At 68.8% G+C, this 24,052-nt stretch carries 23 protein-coding genes; 10 read left to right on the top strand and 13 right to left on the bottom strand.

The features are described 5' to 3' along the window. Nucleotides 1–7: 7 nt before the first annotated feature. Nucleotides 8–1,417 carry a proton-conducting transporter transmembrane domain-containing protein gene (locus tag GVO57_RS03915; RefSeq protein ID WP_160592032.1) on the bottom strand — a complete coding sequence of 470 codons (1,410 nt, stop codon included), beginning with the start codon at nucleotides 1,415–1,417 and terminating at the stop codon, nucleotides 8–10. A gap of 110 nt (nucleotides 1,418–1,527) precedes the next feature. Between GVO57_RS03915 and GVO57_RS03910 the strand changes: the two genes are divergently transcribed. Together GVO57_RS03910 and nadB are read left to right on the top strand one after the other, a co-directional pair. After that, a complete protein-coding gene (locus GVO57_RS03910; protein WP_160592030.1) occupies nucleotides 1,528–2,400 on the top strand; it encodes a LysR substrate-binding domain-containing protein in 873 nt (290 codons plus the stop codon). Nucleotides 2,401–2,681: 281 nt separating this feature from the next. Continuing rightward, entirely contained in the window at nucleotides 2,682–4,268 is a 1,587-nt protein-coding gene (gene nadB, locus GVO57_RS03905) for an L-aspartate oxidase (protein ID WP_160592028.1), read from the top strand. A 9-nt stretch (nucleotides 4,269–4,277) separates the two neighbouring features. On the opposite strand, the gene GVO57_RS03900 is transcribed toward nadB, so the two are convergent. Together GVO57_RS03900 and GVO57_RS03895 are read right to left on the bottom strand one after the other, a co-directional pair. Then, on the bottom strand, nucleotides 4,278–5,135 hold the full coding sequence (locus GVO57_RS03900; RefSeq protein ID WP_160592026.1) for an alpha/beta fold hydrolase: 858 nt from the start codon (nucleotides 5,133–5,135) through the stop codon (nucleotides 4,278–4,280). Then, complete coding sequence (locus GVO57_RS03895) at nucleotides 5,132–6,244, bottom strand: acyltransferase family protein (protein WP_160592024.1); 1,113 nt, start codon at nucleotides 6,242–6,244, stop codon at nucleotides 5,132–5,134. The genes GVO57_RS03900 and GVO57_RS03895 overlap by 4 nt, the downstream gene beginning before the upstream one ends. A 139-nt stretch (nucleotides 6,245–6,383) precedes the next feature. On the opposite strand from GVO57_RS03895, the gene hisN reads away from it, so the two are divergent. Both hisN and GVO57_RS03885 read left to right on the top strand, forming a co-directional pair. Beyond that, a complete protein-coding gene (hisN, locus tag GVO57_RS03890) occupies nucleotides 6,384–7,196 on the top strand; it encodes a histidinol-phosphatase (RefSeq protein ID WP_160592022.1) in 813 nt (270 codons plus the stop codon). A gap of 12 nt (nucleotides 7,197–7,208) precedes the next feature. Further along, on the top strand, nucleotides 7,209–8,819 hold the full coding sequence (locus tag GVO57_RS03885) for a cisplatin damage response ATP-dependent DNA ligase (protein ID WP_160592020.1): 1,611 nt from the start codon (nucleotides 7,209–7,211) through the stop codon (nucleotides 8,817–8,819). Nucleotides 8,820–8,868: 49 nt separating this feature from the next. Here the strand turns inward: GVO57_RS03885 and GVO57_RS03880 are convergent, their stop codons facing one another. After that, complete coding sequence (locus GVO57_RS03880) at nucleotides 8,869–9,156, bottom strand: hypothetical protein (RefSeq protein WP_233281463.1); 288 nt, start codon at nucleotides 9,154–9,156, stop codon at nucleotides 8,869–8,871. Then, nucleotides 9,153–10,379 carry a right-handed parallel beta-helix repeat-containing protein gene (locus GVO57_RS03875; RefSeq protein ID WP_160592016.1) on the bottom strand — a complete coding sequence of 409 codons (1,227 nt, stop codon included), beginning with the start codon at nucleotides 10,377–10,379 and terminating at the stop codon, nucleotides 9,153–9,155. Before GVO57_RS03875 ends, GVO57_RS03880 begins: the two co-directional genes overlap by 4 nt. A gap of 29 nt (nucleotides 10,380–10,408) precedes the next feature. Here GVO57_RS03875 and GVO57_RS03870 point away from each other — a divergent pair, with 29 nt between their 5' ends. Beyond that, nucleotides 10,409–10,828 carry a hypothetical protein gene (locus GVO57_RS03870; RefSeq protein ID WP_160592014.1) on the top strand — a complete coding sequence of 140 codons (420 nt, stop codon included), beginning with the start codon at nucleotides 10,409–10,411 and terminating at the stop codon, nucleotides 10,826–10,828. A gap of 62 nt (nucleotides 10,829–10,890) precedes the next feature. Here GVO57_RS03870 and GVO57_RS03865 read toward each other — a convergent pair whose 3' ends face one another. Genes GVO57_RS03865 through GVO57_RS03835 form a run of 7 tightly spaced genes read right to left on the bottom strand, consistent with a single transcriptional unit; the run spans nucleotide 10,891 to nucleotide 18,071 of the window. Next, nucleotides 10,891–12,396, bottom strand: a complete 1,506-nt coding sequence (locus GVO57_RS03865) for an undecaprenyl-phosphate glucose phosphotransferase (protein WP_160592012.1) — start codon at nucleotides 12,394–12,396, stop codon at nucleotides 10,891–10,893. Continuing rightward, complete coding sequence (epsI, locus tag GVO57_RS03860; protein WP_160592010.1) at nucleotides 12,396–13,097, bottom strand: exosortase-associated protein EpsI, V-type; 702 nt, start codon at nucleotides 13,095–13,097, stop codon at nucleotides 12,396–12,398. Before epsI ends, GVO57_RS03865 begins: the two co-directional genes overlap by 1 nt. Continuing rightward, on the bottom strand, nucleotides 13,094–13,972 hold the full coding sequence (gene xrtV, locus GVO57_RS03855; RefSeq protein ID WP_160592008.1) for an exosortase V: 879 nt from the start codon (nucleotides 13,970–13,972) through the stop codon (nucleotides 13,094–13,096). The genes epsI and xrtV overlap by 4 nt, the downstream gene beginning before the upstream one ends. A 5-nt stretch (nucleotides 13,973–13,977) precedes the next feature. Next, a complete protein-coding gene (locus GVO57_RS03850; RefSeq protein WP_160592006.1) occupies nucleotides 13,978–14,688 on the bottom strand; it encodes a CpsD/CapB family tyrosine-protein kinase in 711 nt (236 codons plus the stop codon). 2 nt (nucleotides 14,689–14,690) lie between these two features. After that, entirely contained in the window at nucleotides 14,691–16,028 is a 1,338-nt protein-coding gene (locus tag GVO57_RS03845; protein WP_160592004.1) for a GNVR domain-containing protein, read from the bottom strand. Between the two features lie 14 nt (nucleotides 16,029–16,042). Beyond that, complete coding sequence (locus tag GVO57_RS03840; RefSeq protein ID WP_233281462.1) at nucleotides 16,043–16,867, bottom strand: polysaccharide biosynthesis/export family protein; 825 nt, start codon at nucleotides 16,865–16,867, stop codon at nucleotides 16,043–16,045. A 34-nt stretch (nucleotides 16,868–16,901) separates the two neighbouring features. Further along, complete coding sequence (locus tag GVO57_RS03835; RefSeq protein WP_160592000.1) at nucleotides 16,902–18,071, bottom strand: outer membrane beta-barrel protein; 1,170 nt, start codon at nucleotides 18,069–18,071, stop codon at nucleotides 16,902–16,904. A 354-nt stretch (nucleotides 18,072–18,425) separates the two neighbouring features. On the opposite strand from GVO57_RS03835, the gene GVO57_RS03830 reads away from it, so the two are divergent. Further along, on the top strand, nucleotides 18,426–18,671 hold the full coding sequence (locus GVO57_RS03830) for an XrtV sorting system accessory protein (protein WP_160591999.1): 246 nt from the start codon (nucleotides 18,426–18,428) through the stop codon (nucleotides 18,669–18,671). A gap of 46 nt (nucleotides 18,672–18,717) precedes the next feature. Further along, on the top strand, nucleotides 18,718–20,136 hold the full coding sequence (locus GVO57_RS03825; protein ID WP_233281461.1) for an ATP-binding protein: 1,419 nt from the start codon (nucleotides 18,718–18,720) through the stop codon (nucleotides 20,134–20,136). Here GVO57_RS03825 and welK read toward each other — a convergent pair. Further along, entirely contained in the window at nucleotides 20,099–21,118 is a 1,020-nt protein-coding gene (welK, locus tag GVO57_RS03820) for a beta-1,4-glucuronosyltransferase WelK (RefSeq protein ID WP_160591997.1), read from the bottom strand. The two genes, GVO57_RS03825 and welK, sit on opposite strands and share 38 nt — an antisense overlap. A gap of 165 nt (nucleotides 21,119–21,283) precedes the next feature. Between welK and GVO57_RS03815 the strand changes: the two genes are divergently transcribed. From GVO57_RS03815 to GVO57_RS03805, 3 genes are all read left to right on the top strand, one after another. Further along, nucleotides 21,284–22,156 (top strand): peptidyl-prolyl cis-trans isomerase, EpsD family, encoded by an 873-nt coding sequence (locus tag GVO57_RS03815; protein WP_160591995.1) that lies wholly within the window; start codon nucleotides 21,284–21,286, stop codon nucleotides 22,154–22,156. An 81-nt stretch (nucleotides 22,157–22,237) separates the two neighbouring features. Continuing rightward, a complete protein-coding gene (locus tag GVO57_RS03810) occupies nucleotides 22,238–23,056 on the top strand; it encodes a glycosyltransferase (protein WP_160591993.1) in 819 nt (272 codons plus the stop codon). A gap of 11 nt (nucleotides 23,057–23,067) precedes the next feature. Then, nucleotides 23,068–24,033, top strand: coding sequence for a glycosyltransferase family 2 protein (locus tag GVO57_RS03805; protein WP_160591991.1), 966 nt, complete (start codon nucleotides 23,068–23,070; stop codon nucleotides 24,031–24,033). Nucleotides 24,034–24,052 lie beyond the last annotated feature (19 nt).

Below are 24,052 nucleotides of genomic sequence, written 5' to 3'. Positions count from 1 at the left end.
TCGTCCCTCAGCGGATCAACGCCGGTCCGCCGGTGTTGAGCATGCGGATGTACAAGGTGGTGGGCAGCGGCAGGCGCGCGGCCTGCCACGCCCAGGCGGCAATGAAGGGCAGCATCACGGCCAGCTGCAGACCAAGCGGCGGCAGCGCGCGCGCCGCCGGCAGGCCCGGCAGCGCCTCGACCAGATGGACGCCGCCCAGATAGGCGGCGACCAGCCCGGTCGACACGAGCGCGAGCATCGCCTGCGCGCCGATCCGGCCGGGGGCGCGCAGCAGCCCGGCAAAGCTGGCGAGCGCGGTCAGCAGCGCGAACAGCAGCGGCAGCGGCAGGGTCGCGGTCAGGCCGCGGCCGATCACCACTGCAGCGAGAGCCGCAGCGGCGATGGTGACAATGGCGGTATCGGCAACCGACAGCGGCGCCAGCTGGCTCGGCCGGGCGCGGCCGATGGTCGACCCCGCACCCAGGAACAGCCACGCCTTGAACAGGCCGTGCGCGATCAGATGCCACAGGGCGGCCGCATAGGCGCCGAGCCCGCAGGTCATGATCATGAAGCTCATCTGGGCAAGCGTCGATCCGCCGAGCGCACGCTTGACGTCGGGGCGGACGATCATGACGCCGGTGCCGAACAGCGCGCCGAGCGCCCCGATGGCAATCGCCGCCCATTGCACGACCGGCGCGGCATCAAGCAGCGGCGCGAAGCGGATGAGCAGGAAACCGCCGGCATTGACCAGCCCGGCATGCATCAGCGCGGAAACCGGCGTGGGCGCGGTCATCGACCCCATCAGCCATTTGTGGAACGGCGGCACCGCAGACCGCGCCATCGCCGCGACCAGCAGCAGCGCGGCCAGCGCCGCCTGCACACCTGCGGGCAGGCCGGGCACCGCCGCCAGCGCGCGGTCGAGCGACAGGCCGCCGGCGAACAGGCCGAGGATCGCGAGCGCGACGACCAGCGCGGCATCGCCCCAGGCAAAGGCGATGAGCGCGCGGCGACGCGCGGCCCCGGCCTCGACCCAGCCCGGCACATGGCCGATCAGCGCGGCGAGCAGCCAGCCGCTCGCCAGCCAGGCGAGCGCCAGGCTCAGCAGATCGCGGGCCGAGACGAAGATCAGCACCGAGGCGATCAGCAGGCCGATGCGGAAGACATAGAGATGCAGCCGGGGATCAGCCTTCATGTGCCGGCGCGAAAACCCGATCACGATCGCCCCGACGAACAGGGTGAGCACGGTGATCGCAAAGGCCAGCCAGTCGAGCGCGATCATCCCCGTGCCCGCCGCCAGCCCGAGGCCGGTTGCTGTCGCCATGCCGGCCCACAGCGCCCAGCCCATCACCGTCAGCGCCGGACGCCCCGCCGCCGGGCGCAGCAGCGCGCCCAGACCGGCCAGCAATGGCAGAAGCGAAATGGGAAGCAGCCAATTCATTACCATCTCCAATCTGACACCGGTTGTGCGCTGATGAACGCCATTTTGGAAACGAATAGATATTATCGGATGCATTGACACAGGGAATGTTTATCGGTTAAACGGATTCCATGAGCATTCGCAATCTCGATCTGGACCTGCTCCGGACCTTCGTCACCATCGCCGACACGGGCGGCTTCACCCGCGCCGGCGATCAGCTCGGCCGCACCCAGTCGGCGATCAGCCTGCAGGTGAAGCGGCTGGAGGAAATGCTCGGGCGCGCAGTGCTCGAGCGCTCGTCACGCACGCTCAGGATGACCGTCGACGGGGAAAAGCTGCTCAGCCATGCGCGCCAGCTTCTCCGCCTCAATGACGAGGCGCTCGCCGATCTGCTCGAACCCGATGTCGCGGGGCTGGTCCGGCTGGGCGTGCCGGAGGATTTCGCCACCGTGCATCTGCCGGTGGTCCTTGCCGCCTTCACCGAGGCGCATCCGCTCGTCGAGCTGGAGGTGACCTGCGATCTGACCCTCAATCTGCTCGAGCGGTTCCGCTCCGGCGATTTCGATCTGGTGCTGGTCAAGCGCGAACCGGCGACGCCGCTGCGCGGCGTGCGGGTGTGGCGCGAACCGCTGGTCTGGGTGGGCCGCGAGCGCACGACGCTGACCGACGAGCAGGCGGTGCCGCTGATCGTGTCGCCCCAGCCCTGCGTCTATCGCAAGCGCGCGATCGAGGCGCTGGAGGAAGCCGGTCGGCGCTGGCGCATCGCCTATACCTCGACCAGCCTCACCGGCGCGCAGGCGGCGGTGAAGGCAGGGCTGGGCGTCACCGTGCTGCCGCGCGAAATGGTGCCGACGCCGCTCCATGCACTGGGTCGCGATTCGGGGCTGCCGCCGCTCGACGAAACCGAAATCGCGCTGATCGAGGCGGCGGTGCCGTCGCCGACCGCGCGGCTGTTCGCCGAACATGTGATCCACGCGCTGGAGCGCCAGTCCGGCGAGGGCTGACGGAGGCGCGGCACCGGGGGTGTTGTTTATGGTGCGGCTGGCGCCGCACGGGCGGCACCGGCCCGCACCCCCACCCGGCCTCCCATAGCGTATCCTGCCGTTGGGAGGCCGGGTGGGGGTGCGGACCGGTGCCGCGACCAGACAAAGACGCACCCTTGCACCGCGAGGCGCGCGCGGAACACGCCCCGGCCCCGTCGCTCCCCCACCGGCTCCGGTCTTTCCGGGAGATTCCCCTTCCCCCGAAACCGCTCTATGCGCGTGCTCAAGGGAGGGCGAAGGCCTTGGGCGAAACGCATGATTTCGACGTTGTGATCCTGGGTTCGGGCGCTGCCGGGCTGACCGCGGCGCTCAACCTGGCCGACCGGTTCCGGGTGGTGGTGCTGGCCAAGGCCGGGCTGTCCGAAGGCTCGACCGCCTGGGCGCAAGGCGGCATCGCCGCCGTGCTCGACGAAGGCGACACGTTCGAAAAACATATCGAGGACACGATGATCGCGGGCGCGGGCCTCAATGACCGCGCGACCGTGGAGTTCGTGGTCGAAAACGCACCCGCCGCAATCGCCCGGCTGGCCGCACTCGGCGTGCCGTTCAACGAGGACGGCATGGGCTGGCACCTGACCCGCGAAGGCGGGCACAGCCATCGCCGCATCGTCCATGTCGATGATGCGACCGGCTGGGCCGTGCAGCAGGCGCTCGAACGCGCCGCCCATGCCCATCCCAACATCACGCTGGTGCCCGACCGGGTGTGCATCGATCTGGTCACCAGCCGGCACGGCCAGCGTTATTCGGGCGACGGCCATGTCTGGGGCGTCTATGCGATCAACCGCCAGACCGGGCGGGTCGAGCTGTTCACCGGCCGGGCGACGATCCTCGCCACCGGCGGGGCAGGCCGCACCTATCTCTATTCGACCGCGCCGCGCGGTGCGACCGGTGACGGCATCGCGATGGCGTGGCGCGCGGGCTGCCGCATCTCCAATATGGAGTTCATGCAGTTCCACCCGACCTGCCTCTACAATCTCGACGTCAAAAACTTCCTGATCACCGAGGCGGTGCGCGGCGAAGGCGGCATCCTGAAGCTGCCGACCGACGGCCACCGCTTCATGCCCGATTTCGATCCCCGCGCCGAACTGGCGCCGCGCGACATCGTCGCGCGCGCGATCGACCATGAGATCAAGCGGCTGGGCCTCGATTATGTCCATCTGGACATCAGCCACCAGCCGCCCGCGTTCGTGACCAGCCATTTCCCGACCATCCATGCCAAGCTGCTGGGGCTGGGCATCGACATCACCCGCGCGCCGATCCCGGTCGTGCCCGCGCAGCATTACACCTGTGGCGGGGTGATGGTGGACCGGGACGGGCGCACCGACCTGCCGGGCCTTTATGCGGCGGGCGAGGTCACCCAGTCGGGCCTGCACGGGGCGAACCGGCTGGCGTCGAACTCGCTGCTTGAATGTTTCGTGTTCGGCGCGGCGGCCGCCGCCCATATCGCGGCCCATTGGGACGATCTGCCCGCGCCGCCGCCGATCCGCCCGTGGGACGAAAGCCGCGTGTCGGATTCGGACGAAGAGGTCGTCGTCCAGCATAACTGGCGCGAGATCCGCCGCTTCATGTGGGATTTTGTCGGCATCGTGCGCACCACCAAGCGGCTGGAACGCGCCCAGCACCGGATCGCGCTGCTGCGCCGCGAGGTCGCCGATTATTACGGCAATTTTCGCGTGACCCCGGATCTGGTCGAGCTGCGCAATCTGGTCGAGGTCAGCGACCTGATCGTGCGCTCCGCCCTCGCCCGCAAGGAAAGCCGGGGGCTGCATTACACGCTCGATTATCCCGACACGCTGCCGGTGGCCGCCGACACGATCCTCGCGCCCTGACGCCCCTGTTCAGCGGGCCAGAAAGGCGCGCACCTCGGCGGCGAACCGGGCCGGCTGATCGAGCATCACCATATGCCCGCTCGGCCCGACGGGGATGATCCGGGCACCGGGCGCGGCGCGATAGGCGGTGCGATAGGCCGTCCTGACCGATGCCGCCGCCGCAGCATCGGCGGGCACCGCATGAACGATGGTGAGCGGCGCCGTGATGCGCGGCAAAAGCGGCGTCAGGTCGAGCGCCGCCAGCTCTCCGGTCGCGCGCGCCACGACATCGGGATCGCTGCCGTTCAGCCCCGCCCGTCCGCCGCCCAGATCGGTGACCAGCCCGGCCAGCGCCTGCCGCCCGTCGGGGCTGGCCTGCATCAGCTGCACCAGCCCGCGCGCGACCGGCCCCAGGCCGGGATCGATGCCCAGCGCGCGTGCCGGGGCCGGAACGATATCGACCGCCATCACCCGGCCGACCAGCGCCGGATGGCGGGCCGCCAGCATCAGCGCCAGCAGCCCGCCCATCGAATGGCCGATCACCGCCGGCGCGCGCAGCCGCGCGGCCCGGGCATGGCCGGCAAGTTCGGCCACCAGCCCGTCGAGCACCGGCCCGCGCGCATTGCCGCCCGCCGGCAACCCGGCAAAGCCCGCGACATGGACCAGATGGATGCGGTGGCCGGGCAGGGCGCGCACCAGCCCGGCCCAGACCGCCGGGCCGCTGGTCAGGCCGGGAATCAGGATCAGATCGGGACCGGTGCCGATCGTGCGGACATTGAGGCGCGGCTGGGCGCGGGATGCCGCGCGCGCAGGCACCGCCGGGAGCGGCCCGGCGGCGAGCGCGCCCAGGGCAGCGAATCCGGCATGCAGCAGCTGGCGGCGGTTCATCCCCGGCCGCGTGCCGCCACCGCGCTGAACCCGCGCTGACCGGCCAGCCAGCGCCCGGCCCAGCGCCGCGCCGGCTGCTCGACCAGATGATGGGCGATCGCGGCCACCGCGACGACGGCGGCAAGCATCGCCAGCGTCACCGCATCGGCCGCCCAGCCGGGCAGGACCAGCATCTGCGCGCCGGTGGCATCGGTTGCCGTCCAGCGCCCGCCGCCGATCAGATCCAGCAGGTCGTACACCCGCCCCTGCACCAGCGGATGGACCATGTAGATGCCGTAGGACAGCACACCCAGCCGGACGAAGCCCGGGTGCGTCAGCAGCGCGCTCACCCGGCCCTGCCCGCGCGCAAACACCAGGATCACCGGCACGAACACAAGCGGCGCGGCCAGCGTCAGCGGCCCCGCCCCGGCATGAATGACGAAGGCGGCGGCCAGCATGGTCACCGCAATCTCCGCCCCCGTGCCCCCCAGCCGCCAGCGGCCAAAGCCCATCCGCGCAAGCACCCCCAGCCCGAAGCCCGCCATCCCCCGGAACAGCCCGAAATCATTGCTGCTGTTGAGCCAGTGCGGTGCCGCGCGCGCGACGACCGCCAGCCCCGCCGCCGCCATCGCCGCAAACAGCCAGGGCGTGGCCCGGCCGCCGCGCGCGCAGATCAGCGCGAACAACAGGTAACACCACCATTCGGCTGCGATGCTCCATGACGGCAGGCTCCAGTGATTGGGGGCCGCGCCCGCACTGTGCAGCAGCGCCAGCGCCTCGACAAACTGGCCGGCGCTGCGCGGCGGCGCGAGCGTCTGGCCCGCCGCCAGCATTGCGGCCAGATAGGCGAACAGCACCACGGCATGCAGCGGATAGATGCGCGCCAGCCGCAGGGCGAGAAACCGGCCGATGCTGTCGCCCGCCGCCAGCCGCGCCGCATGGCCATGGGCGAGCACAAAGCCGCTGAGCACGAAGAACAGATCGACGAACAGCCAGCCATTGCGGACGATGGCGAGCGTGCCGAGCAAACCGGGCCCATGAAAATGGAACAGCACCACCAAAAGCGCGCTCAGCCCCCTCAGGCTGTCGAGCGCGGTGAATCTGATCCCGTCCGCACACCCCGTTCTCATGCCGCGCTTTTGCGGCACAATTCCCGGGTCATGCAATGGGATCGGGCAAGCGGATGGATCCGGATCGGTTGTGCCTGTCGTGGTGGGCGCGCCTTTGCCCCCCTTGCCGCGCGCGGGGCGGCGGGCCACAGCTTTCCCCATGAGCAACAGTCCCGTCGCCGCCCCTTCCCACGCCGCCGCCACAGCCGTCACCGACGCTGATCTGCGCCTTGCCCATCTGCTGGCCGATGCCGCGGGCGCGGCGATCCGGCCGCTGTTCCGCACCGCCTGCGCGGCGGAAAGCAAGGCCGATGCCTCGCCCGTCACCCAGGCCGATCGCGCCGCCGAACAGGCGATCCGCGCGCTGCTGGCCACGCATCGCCCCGGTGACGGCGTGGTGGGCGAGGAATATGGCGCCGACCGGCCCGATGCCGCGCGTGTCTGGGTGATCGACCCGATCGACGGCACCCGCGCCTTCATTTCGGGCCGCCCGATCTTTGGCACGCTGATCGCGCTCATCGAACAGGGCCGCCCGGTGCTGGGCGTGATCGACCAGCCGGTGACCGGCGAACGCTGGATCGGCGCGCATGGCCATCCGACGCTGTTCAACGGCCAGCCCGCGCGCACCCGGCCCTGCCCGACGCTTGACCGCGCGCTGTTCGCGACCACCGCCCCCTGGCTGTGCAGCGCGTTCGACCGGGTGCGCGCGGCCAGCGGCGACACGGTGCTGGGCGGGGACTGTTACAATTACGGGCTGGTCGCGTCCGGCCATGTCGATCTGGTGGTCGAGGACGGGCTGAAGCTGCACGATTTTGCCGCACTCGTGCCGGTGATCGAGGGTGCGGGCGGCCGGGTGACCGACTGGGCCGGCCGCCCGCTCGACGGGGCGAGCCGGGGGGATGTGCTGGCGGTCGGCGACGCCGCGCTGCTCGACCAGCTGGTGCCGCTGCTCGAAGCGGTGCAGCCGGGCTGAGCGGGCGGGCGGATGCGCGCCTTTGCCGATCTGCTCGAGCGGCTGGTCTATACCCGCTCGCGCAACGCCAAGCTGCGCATCCTTGGCGACTATCTGCGCACCACGCCCGATCCGGACCGGGGCTGGGCGATGGCGGCGCTGACCGGCGATCTCGACCTGCCGGCGATCAAGCCGGCGATGATCCGCGCGCTGATCATGGAACGGGTCGATCCGGTGCTGTTCGCGCTCAGCCGCGACTATGTCGGCGATACGGCGGAAACCGTCGCCCTGCTCTGGCCGCGCCCGCCGGTCGCGCCCGATTCGGTCGATCTGTCGCTCGGCACCGTCGTCGAACGGCTCGGCAGCGCCAGCCGGGCTGAGGCCCCCGCGCTGCTCGCCGGGCTGCTCGACCGGCTGGAGCCGGGCGAGCGGTTCGCGCTCCTGAAAATGGCGACCGGCGCGCTGCGCATCGGCGTGACCGCGCGGCTCGCCAAAACCGCGCTGGCCGAGGCGTTCGGGCTCGATCTCGACCGGGTCGAGGAGTTGTGGCACGGCCTTGCCCCGCCCTATGCGGCGCTGTTCGCCTGGGGCGAGGGCGCGGCCCCCGCGCCCGCCATGCAGGACATGCCGCTGTTCCGTCCGTTCATGCTCGCCCATCCGCTGGAGGACGGGCGGGTGGACATGGCAGATTACGCCGCCGAATGGAAATGGGACGGCATCCGCGTGCAGATCGTCCATGCCGGGGGCGAGACGCGGCTCTACAGCCGCGCGGGCGACGACATCACCCGCGCCTTTCCCGACATCGCCGCCGCCTTTTCCCAGCCCGGTGCGCTCGACGGCGAGCTGATGATCCGCGGGGCAGGCGGGGCGGAGGCGCTGAACGTGCAGGGCGGGGAGGCGCAGGGCGGCGCGGCGGCAAGCTTCAACGCGCTGCAGCAGCGGCTGAACCGCAAGACGGTCAGCGCCAGAATGCTGAGCGACTATCCGGCCTTTGTCCGGCTGTACGACATCCTGTTCGACGGCGACGAGGATCTGCGGCCGCTGCCCTGGACGGCGCGGCGGGTGCGGCTGGCGCAGCTGGCGGCGCGGCTGCCGGCGACACGCTTCGACCTGTCGGCCCTGATCGAGGCGGATGATTTCACCACGCTCGAGGCGATCCGCGCCGGCGCGCGCGATGCCGCGATCGAAGGGGTGATGCTCAAGCGCCGCGACAGCGCCTATGTCGGCGGCCGCAGGGTCGGGCTGTGGTACAAATGGAAACGCGATCCGCTGACCGCCGATTGCGTGCTGATGTATGCGCAGCGCGGCAGCGGCCGGCGGTCGTCCTTCTATTCCGACTATACGTTCGGCTGCTGGACCGAGGCTGGCGAGCTGGTGCCGGTCGGCAAGGCCTATTCGGGCATCACCGACCAGGAACTGCGCTGGCTCGACCGCTGGGTGCGCGGCCATACGACCGGCCGGTTCGGCCCGGTGCGCGAGGTCGAAAAGACGCTGGTGCTCGAAATCGCATTCGATTCGATCCATGCCTCGACCCGGCACAAATCGGGGCTGGCGATGCGCTTTCCCCGCATCGCCCGCATCCGCCAGGACAAGCCGGCGGCAGAGGCCGACCGGGTCGCAACGCTTGGCCGCCTGATCGCCTAAAGCGGCCGGGGCTTGAAAACGCTCTAACGGCGATCTGGCGGCAGCGTGGTCAGGCCATGGCTGTGAAATGGTCGAGCGCCGGCAAATGCATCCGGATCATCGCTTCCGCCAGGCCGTGCCCGGCCCCATGACCGGCATCACCAGCCGTGTCGGCATGACGCGCAACCGGCGATCCGGACAGGATGTCGTCAAGCGCGGGCAGCACGGCGCCGGGTGTGACGACCACTGCCGCCGCCTTGCCGGTGGTCACGCTGGTGCCGGTGTCGAGCGCCGATGACGTCTGCGCGGGCGACGGGCTTGGAGTCGGCGCGAGGTCGAGCAGATCGGCCTCCTTCACGAACGACAGGCCCCGGATGCGCCCCAAATGCCGCTGGATCGAGTTGCCGAGCTTGCGACCGACGGCCAGCGCCTCGGATGCGCTCGGCGATGGCGATGGCGTGGGTGCCGGCGCAGGCGCAGGCGCAGGAGCAGGAGCCGGCGTCGGGCTCGGCGTCGGATCCGGGGCAGGCGCGGGAGCGGGAGCCGGCGCAGGGGCCGGACTCGGCGTCGGTGCCGGCGTCGGGCTCGGCGTGGGATCCGGGGCAGGCGCCGGGGCCGGGCTCGGCGTCGGCGCAGGAGCGGGAGCCGGCGTCGGATCCGGGGCAGGCGAAGGAGCCGGCGCGGGGGCCGGGCTCGGCGTCGGTGCAGGCGTCGGGCTCGGCGTGGGATCCGGGGCAGGTGCCGGGGATGGCGCGGGGGCCGGAGCCGGAGCCGGAGCCGGAGCCGGAGCCGGAGCCGGAGCCGGGGCCGGGGCCGGGGCCGGGGCCGGGGCCGGGGCCGGGGCCGGGGCCGGGGCCGGGGCCGGGCCGGGGCGGTGACCGGCTGGAAGCCATAGCCGTCAACGACAAAGTCATCGACCAGCGCAACCGCACCGCCGTTCAGATTGCGCATCCGCGACGCCTGCGACGGATCGTCGAGGAAGACGATATTGTCGCGCGTCACGACGTTGGTGACCGAGCCGAGAATGATCTGGTCGGTCACGTTGCGCTCGATCACGACGTCATCGGCGACGTCGACGCGGATCCACAGCCGCTTGGAGTCGGTGGTCGGCGACACGATCGTGTTGTTGGCGATGCGCAGGCCGACAACGCCCTCGACCGAAATGCCTTCCCACTGATCGGCCGAGTAGATCAGGTTGTTTTCGATCGTGATGTTGGTGTGCGGGATGCCGCCGACCTCGTCACGGATGAAAAAGCCCTGGGTGCCCGTGCCCGGTCCCTGCAGCACGATATTGTCGCGGATGACGATGTTGTTCGACCCGCGCGTCTGGCCGTTGGTCCAGAACTGGATCGCATCGGGATGGTCGCCGGGATTGGGCGTGAAATTGGAATAGCGATTGCCCTGAATCAGCACATTGTCGACCGCCGCGAAATCGCCGCCGTCGCTGCGGATGCGGGTGATCTCGTTGAACTTGACCTCGATATCGGATGTGCGTTCAAAGATGAACGCGCGGACAAGCTCTTCGAAGCGCGAGTTCTGGATCTTGACGTTCGACGAGCTGTCGACGAGCAGACCCCACATGTCGTTGAGGGGTTATCATCAAGCGAGCCATGCATGAAGATGTTGTTGAACGTGATGTTCGACGAACCGGTCATGTAGGCAAGCTGAGTCCACTCGGCCTCGGAATCGAGCTTGGCGCGGCCGATCTCGATCCCGTCGAAGGTCAGGTTGCTGACATTGGCAATCGTGAAGCCGGTAAAGTCTGCGCCCCATGCCACGTCGGACTTCAGCGTCACATTCGACGCGAAGTTCCTGTTGGAGATAACGACATTGCCATAGTTTCCGGCAGCAAGAACGATCGTTTCGCCGCCGACTGCATTGGCGAGCGCTGCGGAAAGCTGGGCCGAGTTCGCAACCTGGATAACCGCCATCTGGACCCCCGGGGGTGGCGGAACACGACAATCGTGTCCGCGATCTCGGGGATCACTTTATGTAGGGCGGCTTATGCGGCAGTTTCGGTGGGTGGTTAAGACCCACTCACCCATGATTGTGCGGCGGCCCCCGGCGGACGCCGCCGGCCGGGCCCGCCGACTCAATAGGCGGTGCGCTGGAGCAGCAGCGTCGCGGCCGTGCGGGCCATGATGTAAAGGTCGAGAAACACCGACCAATTCTCGATATAATAGAGGTCGCACTCAAGCCGCTTGAGCAGCTTTTCCTCGGTGTCGGTCTCGCCGCGCCAGCCGAGCACCTGCGCCCAGCCGGTCATGCCGGGCTTGACCTTGTGCCGCGCGGCATAGTGCGAGACCACGTCGGAAAAGACGCGGTCGCCGGCCTTGGTCGACGGCGCATGCGGGCGCGGGCCGACCAGCGACATTTCGCCGCGCAGCACGTTGAACAGCTGCGGCAGCTCGTCGATGCTCGTCCGCCGGATGAAACGGCCGACCCGGGTGATACGGTCGTCCTGCTTGCGCGCCTGGGTGATGCCGTCGGCCTCGCAGCGCTCGGCCCGCATCGACCGGAACTTCCAGATCTTGAACCGGCGGTTGTTGAACCCTTCGCGGTCCTGGAGGAAAAACACCGGGCCGGGGCTGTCGAGCTTGATCGCAAGGATGACGACCAGGAACAGCGGCGACAACAGGATCAGCGCCAGCGTGCCGATCACCAGATCCTCGATGCGCTTGATGACCTGATCGAGGCCCGAGATCGGGCGCTCGAACAGCGTCATCACCGGCAGGTCGCCGAGCAGTACGACCGGGCGCTGCGAAAAGGCGAAGGTGGCCAGATCGGGCGCGAGGCGGATGCGGACCGGGGTGATCGCCAGCTCCGCGACCACTTCCTGCAGCCGCCGTTCCGCCGACCAGGGCAAGGCGACGATCACCTGATCGACCTCGCCGCGCCGGATATGGGCGATCAGATCAGTGAGCGCGCCATGCATCGGCAGGCCGACTTCGCGCGGGGGCAGACGCTCGGGCATGCGATCGTCGAAAAAGCCGACCAGATCGATGGTCAGCTTGTCATTGCCCAGAATATATTTGGCCAGCCGGTCGCCCTGAGACCCGGCGCCGAAAATGGCGACCCGGTGGTTGAGCACCCCGCGCTGTTTCAGCCGGCGCAGCCAGATCGTGCCAAGGCCGCGGGTGACGATCAGCGCGCCGCCGCCGCCCAGAAACCAGGTCAGCGCCCAGCCGCGCGAGAAATCCTCCGACACCTTGAGCATGAAGCCCATGGTCATCAGGAACATGCTGGTCGCGATCCAGGCGGTGACGACCCGGGTCCAGCCCTGGCGGACGGAGAAGCGCGCATCGATGTCATAGGCACCGGCGACTTCCGACAGCCCGGCATAGAGCAGCGCGCCGATGAGCGCGGCATTGCCATAGGAATCGACCATCGACGGCGGCACGAAATCGAGCGCGAGCGCCGTGGCGGCGAAGCAGGCGCAGGCGACGACGACCAGTTCGGCGACACGCAGCAGCAGCGTCACGATGTCGAGCATCACCGGCGAGCGCGTCTGGGTGTCCCCCAGCTCGAAGGGCTGGAGCTGCGGCGGGATCGGCGTCCCGCCAGGCTCAGCCGTGCCAGGCGATAGCGGCTGCAGCATCAGGCCTTCCCTCCGGCGAGTGCCCGCGCCTTGTCGGTGGTGATCAGCGCCGCGCGCGCCGCCGGGGCCATCGCCCCGATCAGATCGGCCGCGAAGCGACGGTTGTTGGCGAAGGCCTGTGTCGGATCGCCGCCCACGGTCGAGATGCGCACGAGAACGCCGTCGGGGATCTTGCCCTGAAAGGCGGTCTGCAGCTTCATCTGCCGCTGTTCGGCGTTGGACGTCGGCAGATATTCGCCGATCCGTGTCCAGTAGCTGACATATTCGTCGCGGCCCGGCGAGTTGGCGATCAGGTTGCGCCCGGGCACGGCGACGCCCGAGCCGATCGGGAAGGATGCGGGCGCATCGCCGCTGATCGCAAAGCCGAAGGCCGGATAGCAGACCTCGGGCCGGTGCAGCTGCAGCGTGTCGCTCTGCGTGTCGCCATAGGCGATCAGCAACATGACGATGCTGTTGTCGGGGCCGATATAGAGACGGCCGACCGACTGGCTGTAGAGCTTCGCCGCGAGGCTGTTCTCGCTGGTCGGCGTCACCAGCCCCTCGGCCTGGCGGTAGCGCCACGGGCCGAAGCTGCGCGGCACCACATCCTCCAGCTTGCGCGGCCCGAGCAGCGACATGCGTTCGCGCGGGCGCATCGCCTCGGCGGCGCCCGCGGCGGCCAGACAGCCCAGCCCGACCAGCAGATCACGGCGGTCGATCATCGTGCGCCTCCCGAAAGCAGCTTGCGCACCGGGCTCATCACGCTGTCGACCAGGAAAATGCCGATCAGGGCGGTGGCGAACATCACCAGCCCCGCCGTCGAATGCAGAAAGCCCTGCGCGGCCGCATTGCCGAAATGATAGGTGATCAGCACCAGAATGATCACCCGCACCAGATTGGCAAGCAGCGCCACCGGCACGATCCACAGCATCAGGAACAGCGCATAACGCCAGGACGCATTGTGCGAGATATAGATGTAGAACAGGCTGATCGCGGTCAGGCTGATCAGCGAGTTCAGCCCGGCGCACGCATCCTCGACCAGCAGCTGATACTGGGCGACATAAAGGGTCACCCCCTCGCGCACGATCGGATAGCCGGCATGGGTCAGCAGCCAGGTGGCGCTGACCGAGACATAGGATTTGAGCGGACCGGTGATCGAATCGATCACCCAGCCCGGGATCGGCACGACGAACAGCAGATAGACGAGCGGGAACCACATCCGCCGCGCCGCCTCCAGCCCGAAAAAGCCGTAGAACAGCCCGAGCAGGACGCCGCCCAGCGCCAGCACCTCGATCGCCAGAAAATCAAACGCCCGGCCAAAGGCATAGACGGCAAGTGCAGGCACGATCAGCGCGGCCATGCCGGCGGCGCTGCCGGGCCGGCGGATCGCGCGCAGCTCGGCCCAGCGGCGGGCGAACAGCCAGATGCCGGTCGCCAGCACGATCGGCCCATGCACGCCGGTCTCGCCGGTCCAGCTGTCGCGCGCCACGGCAACCATCGTCGGCACGAGCAGCGCGAGCACGCCGATCACCAGCGGCCAGTGCTGGCGCAGCAGCGCCGCCAGGCCGGGTGCGGGCCGCAGGGCTTGGGTCGACATGTCCATCAGAAGTCGTTCAGCACCGCGCCCACGACCACCGACTTGTCGGCGCGAAGCTGCTTGGCCAGCGTCTTCATGTCGTTGACATAGGTTTCATGCTTGCGCGCGACCAGCAGGCTGAAGCCCGCCATGGTTGCGACGCGCTGCCCGTCCGAACACAGATTGGCCGGCGCGGTGTCGAAGATCGTCAGTTCATATTCGCGCAGCAGCTGGTCGACCAGCCCGCGAAAGCGTGCGCCCGACAGCAGCTCCTGCGGATTGTCGGCAGGATCACCGGCACCCACAACGGCCAGATCGGGCATCAGCGCGGTGTCGACCACGTCGGGCAGCGCCAGCCGGTCACTGGCAAGGTAATCAGCGAGGCCCGGCATGTCGATCGGCAGGCCGCACAGATCGGCCAGCACCGGATCGCGCAGATTGGCATCGACCAGCACCGTGCGGATGCCCGCCTGGGCAGCGGCGACCGCCAGATTGAGCGCGATATAGCTGCACCCGCTGCCAGCGGCCGGCGAACAGATGGCGAGCGCGCGCCGCCCCTCGCGCAGATGCTGCGCGACCAGCCGGGTGCGCAGGCCGCGGATCGATTCGGCCTCGAGCGACTGGGGATCGGTGATCATCACCGATTCGATCGCCGGCGGCAGATCCGGATCGGGGCGGCCGAGCGTGCGCCCGCCACCGGGCGCGCCCATGTCGTGCAGCGCGAGTTTCATGCTCATGGTCAGCCCTCCGCCAAGGCGCGCCGGCGGTCGGCGCCCTTGCGATCGATGAAGTTGATCAGCCGCGCCGCCAGCCCGTCGGTCGCGCGCCGCGATCCGACAATGGCGAGCACCGGCACACCCGATGCATATTCCAGATCCTCATCGCTGCGCACGCGCCGCGCGAGCAGCTCGACGAGCAGCGCGAGCAGGATGCCGAGGACAAGGCCGAGCGCGACCGACCCGCCCATGATCAGCGGCTTGTTCGGCCAGGCCGGCTTGGCCGGCAGGCTGGTGTTGCCGAGCGGCTCCATGTTGCTGACGCTGAGCTTGGCCTGGCCGGCCAGTTCCTCGGCACGGGCAGCCAGCTTCACATAGGCCTCGCGGCGGACCAGGATGTCCTGCTGCATCTGGTTGAGCTTGTCGATCTTGTCGGCCTGGGCAAGCACGCGGGCCTTTTGCGTCTGATAGCTGGCCTCGATCTCGGCGCGGCTGGTGCCGCCGATCATGCCGCCGCCGCCGCGTGCGGCCTCGGCCTCGAGCGATTCCTTCTGCCGCAGCAGCGCCTGATAGGTCGGATGGTTGGGCCCGAGCGTCTGCTGCGCCTGGGCGATCTGCTGCTTCAGCCCTTCAAGCTGCATGCGTGCCGGCGACGGCGGGGCGGCCATCTGCGCGGCGACCGGCGCGGTGCTCTGCGCCGACAGAGCGGCGAGCTTGGCGCTTTCCAGATCGACATCGCCCGCCTGCAGGACGATGCCGTTTTCCTTGGCATAGGCGGTGCGCGCCTCTTCCGCCTCGCGCAGCTGGGCGAGCGCATTGCGCGCCTGCTCGGCATAGGTGGCGGCGCCGCGCTGGGCGTTGTTCTGGCGCGAATCGCGGTTCTGCTGGAGGAACGCCTCGCGGATCGCCTCGGCAATGCGCTGCGACGACACCGGATCGGCACCGCGGTAGCGGATCTCGATGATGTTCGACGTCTCGGCAAACCGCGCCTCGGTCTGGTCGATAATCTGTTCGGCCAGCCATTCGCGGATGTCGCCGCCCGGCGCGCCGGCGGCGTCGAACCGCGCCTGCACCGCCGGATCGGCGGCCCAGCCGAGCTTGTCGACCACCGGGCCGATGGTCTGGATGTCGGTGATCAGCTTGAGCTGGGTGGCGATGTAATTGCCGACCGCATTGGTCGCCAGCAGCTGGCCGGTCATCGGATCGGGCCGGGTGAGGTCGAACAGCACCCGGTTCTTCGCCTCGAAGCGCGGGGGCAGCAGGAAAGCCGCCGCCGTCGCCGTGAAGAAGCAGGCGATCAGCGTCGCCCAGATGATCGACCGCCGCGCGGCCAGCATGCGCAGGAACTGGATCAGGCTCATCGCCGCCGCTTCCCTTAAAAAGTCCGTTCGCCGACGACGACAACGTCGCCCGCGCGGATCACATCGTCGAGCTTGACCTTCAGCTCCTCGCCGTCGCGGAACAGCTTGATCTTGCCGGTCGAGCCGGACACGCCCAGCCCGCCGCCCCGCGCCAGCGCCTTGCGCACCGTCATCGGGCCGGCGCCCTTGATCGGATAGACGCCCGGCGCGTTGACCTGGCCGTAGATGTAGAACAGCTCGGCCGCCGGCACATAGATCTTGTCGCCCGCGCGCACGACCGGATCATCGTCGAGCGACCCCTTGGCGAGCTTTTCGAACGGCAGCTTCATCTCCTCGCCGGTCGCGCGGCGCAGGATGACGAAATCGGCACCGCTTTCGCGCAGCCCGCCCGCACGGGCGATGACTTCGGACACGCGGTAATCACGGTCGACCGGCTGCAGCCCCGACTGGCCGACCTCGCCGAGCACGACGACATAGCGGCTGGCAAAGGACACGATTTCGATCTGCACGACCGGCTTGGCGTAATAACCGCCGGCGCGCAGCTTGTCGGTGACGAGCGCGCCGAGGCTCAGCCCGGTCTGGCCGGACACGGTGATCTCGCCGATAAAGGGCAGCTGGATCGTGCCGTTGGCGCGCACCCGCGCCCGCGTCGTGAACTCGGGCTGGCCGAGCACCGACACCTCGACGACATCATCGGGGCCGAGCACATAGCCCGCCTGCAGATCCTTTTCGGCCTTTTCCGCGCTGGCGGCGGCCGGCGGCGGGGCGACCCCGGGAGGGATCTGGGCGGCAAGCGGCGCGGCCAGCAGGGCCGCGAACGCCGTCAGGGATGTGTGCACGCTGTTCATATCGCCTCGTTCCGGTGATCGGGTGTCACAGCAACAGGCTGATGCCTGCGGTGACGACACTGCTCTTGAAGTTGAAGATCGGGTTGTTCGAATCGCGCCGTTCCTGGACAAAGCCGGTCGTCAGCGTCAGCCGGCGCGTCAGATCATAGCTCAGCCCGATATTCCCGGTGATGACCTCGTCCTCCGGCAGCAGCAGGAACCCAGGCAGCCCCCCCAGCTGCGGCCCGGCGCGGAAATCGCGCTTCTGGTAGGACGACCCGAAGTTCATCCGCAGGCGCGGATTGAACTGGTATGTGCCAGTCAAACCATAAAGATCGGTTATCGAATAGCTTGCCGCGACGAAGTTCTGCACCTCGACATTGCGCGACGCGGTCAGGTTGACGGTGAAATCGTCATTGGGCCTGAGGTCGATCGCCGCGCGATAGGACACGCCGCGGAAATCGGGGGTGTCATCGAGCCGCGGATTGACCCAGGTATAGCCAAGCGCGATCGTGCCGGTGATGCGGCGGCCGATCTGGCGTTCAAAGCTGATGCCGGCGCTGTAATTCTCGACACCGTCGCGCACCAGGCCGGTCGGCGTCAGGAAACGCCGCTCGGGAAAGGCGCTGGTCGTGTAGGTGCCGTAGATCGACAGCACGCCGAAGGTCGGCCGCTGATAGCCGATCGAGGCGTTGAAGCTGTCGCTGTTGGTGTTGAGCGGACGGAACAGATCCGAGCTGTTGCGGCTCTCGTCATGGCGATAGCCAAAGCTCTGCGTCAGCCCGACCTGGCCGCCGCAGCTGGCCTGAACGTCGATCGAGCGGCGCTCGTCGGTGTTGGGCACGGCGAGCGTGGCAAAGACATCGGTAAAGTCGCTCTGCTGGCGGACATAGCCGCCCGTCACCGTCGCCGAGCAGCGCTGGCCGGCGCGCAGCTGCGCCCCGCCCGACAGCGCGATGCGTTCGCGGTCCAGCCGGCTGTTGCGGCGGTAGAAATCATAGCCGACATTGCCGTTGAGGAACACGGTCTGCCGCCCGACCGGCAGCGCGATGATCGCATCGACGGACGGCGTCACGCGCACATCGTCACGCGCCAGCCCGCCCAGATCAAAGCCCTGGCCGACCCGGTAGACGTTGGTGTCGTAAATGAGCTGCGCGCTCGGCCGGATCTCGACCCGCCGCTCATTCGGCCCGGCCGGTCCCTGGCCGCCCCCCATTCCGCCCCCATTCCGGGCGTCTGCGCAGCCGCGGCGCTGGCGGTGCCGGCAAGCAGCAGGCCGAGGCCATAGGCGATTTTCCCATAGCGAATAGTCAACGTCTCTGCCCCTTTTTGTCGCATCCGGCCCGTCCGGCGGCCAGCCTTGCGGCGGCACACCCCGTGGCGGGCGGCGTTTTCCCTGATGCCATGATTCGACGGCACTGGTTAGCGCATCCTTTACGAACTCTCAGCATTTTACGGCTTCGGCCCCGGCGCCTGTAACGCTTTTACCATCATTCAGGCGATAGGGACGGTTTTGTCTTGGGCGCAGAACAATGGTAGCGGTCCTGGCGCACTGGCGAAAAGGGCAAGCATGCAAACACCTTATGACTGGATCACGGTGGCCATCTTTGCCGGGCTGATCGTGATATTCCTGCAACGTTCGGTCGGGGAAGGCGAACCGCAGGATTCGATCCTCAGCTATCTGCCGCCCTCGGTCGGTTGCGCGGTGGCCAATTATGTCGGCAATGAAGGTTATGACCTGTTCGCGGTGATCGGGATCGTCGCGGTGCTGGCCTATAGCTATTTCGTGCTGAAGCCGTTCCAGCGCCAGGGCTGACCGGCCCCTTGGCGACGGATCATCGATCAAGCGAGGCGCAGGCTCTATGTTGCGTTTTCTGAGCAGGATTTTCTGGCCCTTTGGCCGCCGCACGGCCGCGCCGCCGGCCAATGCGCGGCCGGACCTGGAGGCGCTGCGCGAACGCAGGCGCGCGCGCGCCGAGGCGATGCGGGCGCAGGCCCCGGCAGAGGACAGCTCGGCCGGCGCGGCCGACACGGCGAGCTTTCCCAGCTTCCGGTCCTCGGCGATCGAGCGTGGCGGGCGCGGCGATGCGTCGCGGCTGTCGCGGGCGCGCACGACGCTGCGCGATGTCTTCACCCCGGCCCAGCCGGTCACCGAGCGCAGCCGGTTCGCCGGGCGTCTGGGCGTGCTGGCGCGGCTGATCGAGATTCTCGAGGAACAGCGCAGCCATGTCGTCATTTATGGCGAGCGCGGGATCGGCAAGACCTCGCTGGTCCATATCCTGGCCGAAATCGCGCGGGATTCGCGTTATCTGGTCATCTACGCCTCGTGCGGCGCCTATTCGAGCTTTGAAGACATTTTCCGCGCGGTGCTGCAGGACATCCCCCAGCTTTATCTGCGCGATGTCGATCCGAGCGCGATTTCGGGCATGGGCAATGGCAGCCTGGCGGACCGGCTGCCCGACAGTTTCGACGCGCGGCAGCTGGGCGAGCTGTGCGCCCAGATCACCGGCACGCGGGTGATCATCATCCTCGACGAATATGACCGCGCCGAAAGCGACCAGTTCCGCCTGTCGGTCGCCGAGCTGATCAAGAATCTGTCCGACCGCGCGGCGCGGGTGCAGCTGGTGCTCGCCGGTGTCGCGTCCAACCTGCAGGAACTGGTCGGCTATATCCCCTCCATTCGCCGCAACGTCATCGGCCTGCCGATGCCGCGCCTGTCGTCGGAGGAGGTGCGCGCGCTGCTCAAGATCGGCGAGGATGCCGCCGGCGTCAGCTTTGCCCCCGGCGCTGCCGCGGCGATCGAGGCGCTGTCCAACGGCTCGCCCTATCTGGTGCGGCTGATCAGCCACCATGCCTCGATGCTCGCGCTCGACGGCGACCGGCTGGCGATCGACGAGGCCGATGTCTGGGCCGCGCTCGACAAGATCGTCGATGAAAGCGCCGGGCGCATCGATCCGCGCCTGATCGCGGCGGTCGCGCCCTATCTGGCGGGAGCCGACGCCCCGCTGGTCAGCGCTGCGGCACGGGCGGCGAGCACGCCCGACGGCTGGTTCGCGCCCGAGGATGCGCTGTCGCTGATCACCCCCGAACGCAAGGACGCGCTCGCCGAACTGCTCGGCGCGCTTGCCGCAGCAGGGGTGATCGAACACAGCGCCGAGGCCGGCCGCTACCGCTTCCGCGAGGAACCGCTGCCCACTTATCTGTGGATGCGCACCGCCCGCGATGCGCACCGCGCCGAACGGGTCAGCGCGCCGCTTCCCAGCCGGTCAGCCGCTCTCTGAGATAATCGATCAGCGCTGCGGGATCGGTCGTCGCCATCACCGGCGGCCGGTCGCGCAGCCGGTCGATACAGTCGCCCAGCTCGCCGGCTTCCAGCGCGACCTCGATCATCCCGCGGCCCTTGAAGGCGGCGGTGATTTCTTCCTGATGATCGTCATAATGCTCGCCCAGGCTGAACCGGCGCGGCATCGCGACCGTGCGGCAGCCGGCGCGCAGCGCGGTGATCAGCGACCCCGTGCCGCCATGGCAGACGACGAACGCCGCCTCGGCCAGCAGCTCCTGCACCCGCCCGAACGGCAGGTCGCGGTGCACCTCGATACCCTCGGGCAGCACCGCCGGCATCGGCGTGTCGCCGACCTGCAGCACGACGCGTTCGGGCAGCCGCCCGCTCGCCTTGAGCGCGATCACCGCCTCGACCAGCCGGGGAAACCCCAGCGTCGCGCCGACCGTCGCGAACAGCACCGGCTGCTTGGCCGGCGGCGTGCCGTCGAGCATGCGCAGCGGATCGAACACCCGCGCATCGGGCCACAGCCGGCCGAGCGCGGCCGACTGGACGATCACCTCATTGGCAAAGGGCTTGATGCCGCGCGCGAACTTGGACGGCGCGTCGAACCGGGCGAATGAATCGATCAGCACCAGCCGCGCGCCCGCAAGCCGCGCCATCAGCGCGGTGCCGTACATCGCGCCCGCGCCGGTGGTGATGACGACATCGGGGCGTTCCTCGCGCACGATGCGCGCCGACTGGGCCATGTTGCGCAGCATGCCGCGCAGCATCACGCCCTTGCGGCCGATCCGCGCCTGGCCGAGCGCATAATGGTCGACAAAGCGCACCCGGTGGCTGTCGGCCAGGCTGCGGCCGAGCGCGGTATCCTCGGTCACGAACACATGCGGCCAGTCGCGCCACACCGGTTCGAGGTCGAGCAGCTGGCGGACATGCCCGCCGCCCGAGGCCGCGAGACACAATTTCAGCCTGTTGTCGGTCATGTTCAGCCCCCTTTCGCACCGCCCTTACCGGCCGTTCGCCACTGCCGATAGCCGGCGAGCCTTAACGTTCTTTTCGTTTTGCTCGTTTTAACCCTCACGCCTATATCCGTCTCGGGATGGGACGGATGCGCCGCGCTGAAACGGGGCGTCTCGCAGGGAGGTGATATGAAGAAACTGTATATGGGCGTGCTTCTTGTCGGCACGGCGCTGGTCGCCGGCTGCGGCAAGGGGAATGACGCCCAGCTCGAAAAGGGGCAGGTGGTCGCGACCGTCGGTGGCAAGGACGTGACGATCCACGAACTCAATGCCGAACTGCAGGGCGTGCAGCTGCCGGCCGGGGCCGACCGCAAGCAGACCGAGCAGGCGGTTCTGCAACAGGTCGTCCAGCGCAAGATCCTGGCCGATATCGCGCGCGAGCGCGGGCTGGACAAGACGCCGATGTTCCTGATCCAGCAGAAGCGCGCCGAGGAAACGCTGCTCGCCCAGCTGCTCCAGCGCCAGCTTGCCTCGTCGGTCAAGCAGCCGACCGCGCAGGAGGTGCAGACCTTCATCGCGCAGAACCCCGACCTGTTCGCCGAACGCAAGATCTTCAACATCGACCAGATCCAGTTCGAAACGCCCAAGGATCCGCGCGCCCTTCTCGCCTATCAGCCGTTCAAGACGATGGCCGAGGTCGAGGCGCAGCTGAAGAAGGACGGGCTGCGCTATCGCCGCGCGCCCGCCGTGCTCGACGTCGCGACCGCGAATCCGGAACTGGTGCAGCGGGTGCTGAAGCTGCCGGCCGGCGAAATCTTCATCATCCCGGGCGGCGGCGCGGTGATCGCCAACCAGATCATCGGCCAGCGGGTCGAACCGCTCGCCGGCGATCAGGCGAACCAGCTGGCGACCAGCCTGATCCAGCAGCGCAAATTCGCCGATCTGACGAAGCGCGACCTTGAACCCAAGGTCAAGAAGGCGCGGGACGAGGTGAAGTATCAGGGCGGCTATGCCCCGCCCAAGCCGGCGGGTGCGCCGGCCGCCGCACCGGCTGCCAAATAATCCCGGCCCGGCCGGGCGCGCACATGCGCCCGGCCGGCCGTTCTTGCCCAGCCATGGGCTTTTCGTCGGAGCAACGGGCCGATGGCCGATTTCGTCCATGTGGTCATGACGCGGTTCAACCTGGCAACGCCGGGACGCGAGGCCAGTTTCCGCACCCAGCCCGACTGGCTGGCCACCCGTTTCGACCTGTTCGAGCGCTATTGCCTGCCGGGCATGGCCGCGCAGACCGAACAGGATTTCGCGTGGATGATCTTCTTCGACGATCAGACGCCACAGGCGTTCAAGGACCGGATCGAAGAGCTGCGCCGCATCCGGCCGTTCATCCCCTTCTACACGCCGCTGTTTCCCGGCGATGGCTGGCGCGACGCGGTGTTCGCGCGCATCGAGGCGCGGCCACCCGCGCTGCTGACCACCAATCTCGACAATGACGATTCGCTGGCCGTCGATTTCGTCGCCCGGCTGCAGGCGGCGGCGCGCGCCCATCTGGGCGGCCCGGCCTGTGCGCTCAACTTCACCAACGGGTTCGTGCTGAGCGGGGAGCGGCTTTACGCCCATGCCCACCGGTCGAACGCCTTCACCAACCTGCTGGAACCGTTCGACACCACGGCGCGCACCGCCCCGGCGATCCCGCACATGGAACTGGCGCGGCATCTGCCCGTGCATCAGCTGGACGGGCCGGGGGCCTGGCTGCAGGTCGTGCATGGCGGCAATGTGTCGAACAAGATCCGCGGCCGGCGCATTTCCTGCGCCGAGGCCAATGGCCGGTTCGCGCCCGCCGCCATCGCGCAGATGCGCGATCCGGGGATGGCCGAGACCGTGGCCGAGCGGCTGGTGGGCGAACCGCTGCGCCAGGCGCGCGACGGCGCGATCGCCCTTGCCCGCCGGCTGCGCGGCCGCTGACGGGGATTGCGATGACCGACCATGGCGAGGACGCGCCCGATCTGTCCATATTGATGGTCAGCTGGAACACGCGCGAGATGACGCTGGCGGCGATCCGGTCCGTCTATGCCGAAACGCGCGACACACGCTTTGAGGTGATCCTGGTCGACAATGGCTCGGCCGACGGCACGGTCGATGCGGTGCGCGCGGCGTTTCCGCAGGTGCGGCTGCTGGCCGAGCGCGAGAATCACGGCTTTGCCAAGGGCAACAACATCGCCGCCCGCGCGGCGACCGGACGGCTGCTGCTGCTGCTCAACACCGACACATTGGTGCGCGACCGCGCGATCGACCGGCTGATGGCCTTTGCCGCCGCGCGGCCCGAGGCGCGCATCTGGGGCGGGCGGACGCTGTTTGGCGACGGGCGGCTCAACCCCAGCTCGGCCTGGAACCGCATCACCGCTTGGAGCGCCTTCTGCCTTGCCGTTGGCCTGACGACGCTCAACCCGCGCAGCCCGCGCCTCAACCCCGAACAGGTGGCGCTGTGGGGCGACGGACAGGAGCGCGCGGTCGATATCGTGTCGGGCTGCTTCTTCCTCGTCGAACGGAGCCTGTGGGAGCAGCTGGACGGGTTCGACACGACCTTTTTCATGTATGGCGAGGAAGCCGATTTCTGCGGCCGCGCCCGGCGCGCGGGCGCGCGCCCGCGCGTGACGCCAGAGGCGGAGATCGTGCATTTCGGCGGCGGCAGCGCGGTGCGGCCGACCAACACGCTCGTCTATCTGTTCGGCGCGCGCATCGGGCTGGCGCTGCGCCATCTGCCGCCGGCAAGCGCGCGGATCGCGCGGGCGATGACGATCTTCCAGGCATGGTGGCGGGCGCTACTCTACGGGCTGGCGGCGCGGCTGTCGCCCGGCCGCCGCGACGCGGCAAGCCAGTGGCGCGAAATGTGGCGTCGCCGCGCGGAATGGCGCGACGGCCCGGTGCGCGCGGCGCTCTGACCGCAGCACCGGCTGGCGA

Origin of the sequence: Sphingomonas changnyeongensis, from assembly GCF_009913435.1 — a bacterium.
GTDB classification, from domain to species: Bacteria; Pseudomonadota; Alphaproteobacteria; order Sphingomonadales; family Sphingomonadaceae; genus Sphingomonas_B; species Sphingomonas_B changnyeongensis.
The sequence above is the reverse complement of the archived record's forward strand: the minus strand, read 5'-3'. Positions and strand labels throughout refer to the sequence as shown.

Coding starts and splice junctions, on each gene's coding strand:
- welK (WP_160591997.1), bottom strand. CDS start 21,118: ATGACCGACAACAGGCTGAAATTGTGTCTCGCGGCCTCGGGCGGCGGG.
- GVO57_RS03865 (WP_160592012.1), bottom strand. CDS start 12,396: ATGCTGCAGCCGCTATCGCCTGGCACGGCTGAGCCTGGCGGGACGCCG.
- GVO57_RS03850 (WP_160592006.1), bottom strand. CDS start 14,688: ATGAGCATGAAACTCGCGCTGCACGACATGGGCGCGCCCGGTGGCGGG.
- hisN (WP_160592022.1), top strand. CDS start 6,384: ATGAGCAACAGTCCCGTCGCCGCCCCTTCCCACGCCGCCGCCACAGCC.
- GVO57_RS03805 (WP_160591991.1), top strand. CDS start 23,068: ATGACCGACCATGGCGAGGACGCGCCCGATCTGTCCATATTGATGGTC.
- GVO57_RS03895 (WP_160592024.1), bottom strand. CDS start 6,244: ATGAGAACGGGGTGTGCGGACGGGATCAGATTCACCGCGCTCGACAGC.
- GVO57_RS03915 (WP_160592032.1), bottom strand. CDS start 1,417: ATGAATTGGCTGCTTCCCATTTCGCTTCTGCCATTGCTGGCCGGTCTG.
- GVO57_RS03885 (WP_160592020.1), top strand. CDS start 7,209: ATGCGCGCCTTTGCCGATCTGCTCGAGCGGCTGGTCTATACCCGCTCG.
- epsI (WP_160592010.1), bottom strand. CDS start 13,097: ATGATCGACCGCCGTGATCTGCTGGTCGGGCTGGGCTGTCTGGCCGCC.
- GVO57_RS03825 (WP_233281461.1), top strand. CDS start 18,718: ATGTTGCGTTTTCTGAGCAGGATTTTCTGGCCCTTTGGCCGCCGCACG.
- xrtV (WP_160592008.1), bottom strand. CDS start 13,972: ATGTCGACCCAAGCCCTGCGGCCCGCACCCGGCCTGGCGGCGCTGCTG.
- GVO57_RS03870 (WP_160592014.1), top strand. CDS start 10,409: ATGCATGAAGATGTTGTTGAACGTGATGTTCGACGAACCGGTCATGTA.
- GVO57_RS03875 (WP_160592016.1), bottom strand. CDS start 10,379: ATGTGGGGTCTGCTCGTCGACAGCTCGTCGAACGTCAAGATCCAGAAC.
- GVO57_RS03845 (WP_160592004.1), bottom strand. CDS start 16,028: ATGAGCCTGATCCAGTTCCTGCGCATGCTGGCCGCGCGGCGGTCGATC.
- GVO57_RS03830 (WP_160591999.1), top strand. CDS start 18,426: ATGCAAACACCTTATGACTGGATCACGGTGGCCATCTTTGCCGGGCTG.
- GVO57_RS03900 (WP_160592026.1), bottom strand. CDS start 5,135: ATGAACCGCCGCCAGCTGCTGCATGCCGGATTCGCTGCCCTGGGCGCG.
- GVO57_RS03910 (WP_160592030.1), top strand. CDS start 1,528: ATGAGCATTCGCAATCTCGATCTGGACCTGCTCCGGACCTTCGTCACC.
- GVO57_RS03815 (WP_160591995.1), top strand. CDS start 21,284: ATGAAGAAACTGTATATGGGCGTGCTTCTTGTCGGCACGGCGCTGGTC.
- GVO57_RS03835 (WP_160592000.1), bottom strand. CDS start 18,071: ATGGGGGGCGGCCAGGGACCGGCCGGGCCGAATGAGCGGCGGGTCGAG.
- GVO57_RS03810 (WP_160591993.1), top strand. CDS start 22,238: ATGGCCGATTTCGTCCATGTGGTCATGACGCGGTTCAACCTGGCAACG.